The 614-nt window shown below is 49.5% G+C and carries 2 pseudogenes; both read left to right on the forward strand.

Features of this window, described 5'->3' with window-relative positions:
* A pseudogene (locus BN93_RS16130) lies at window positions 1-459 on the forward strand (conjugative transposon protein TraJ); the annotation flags it as partial.
* A gap of 19 nt (window positions 460-478) precedes the next feature.
* Window positions 479-614 (forward strand): annotated as a pseudogene (locus tag BN93_RS17240) (conjugative transposon protein TraK); the annotation flags it as partial.

The following is a 614-nucleotide window of genomic DNA, read 5'->3' on the forward strand; positions in this document are numbered from 1 at the left end:
ATCTCAGTATGGGACGGTTTCCAAAGTACCCTCACGCAATGGATCACGAGGTATATCTCCATCTATCTGTGGTTGCCTGTGGCGGACTTGTTCAGTTCGATGCTGGCAAAGATTCAGGAACTGATGCTCAAACACGACATCACGCAGTTACAGAATGATCCCACCTATACGATAGATGCTTCGAACGGTGTGTACCTCGTCTTCATGATTATCGGCATCATCGGCTACTTCACCATTCCGACAGTTGCGGGCTGGGTGATACAAGCCGGAGGAGCAGGAAACTTCGGAAAGAATGTGAATTATGCCACCACCAAGGGCGCAGGCATCACGGGTGCTGTTGCCGGGGCCGCAGGAGGTTTTGCAGGCGGACACGGAAAACAAGTATTGCACAGTGCCAGACAAAAAGCCAAAGATGTGGCAGGACGACTGTTCCACAAGGGCGGCAATTCTCACGAATAATAAACAAGAATGAAAAGCTATGGAATTTAAGTCATTAAAGAATATCGAAACGAGTTTCAAGCAGATACGCCTCTTTACCTTGGTCGTCGTCTGCCTGTGCGCTCTTCTTGCGGGGTATTCGATATGGAGTGCCTACTCCTTTGCCGAAGCCCAGA

This window comes from Prevotella conceptionensis 9403948 (assembly GCF_000312305.1).
Lineage (GTDB): Bacteria > Bacteroidota > Bacteroidia > Bacteroidales > Bacteroidaceae > Prevotella > Prevotella conceptionensis.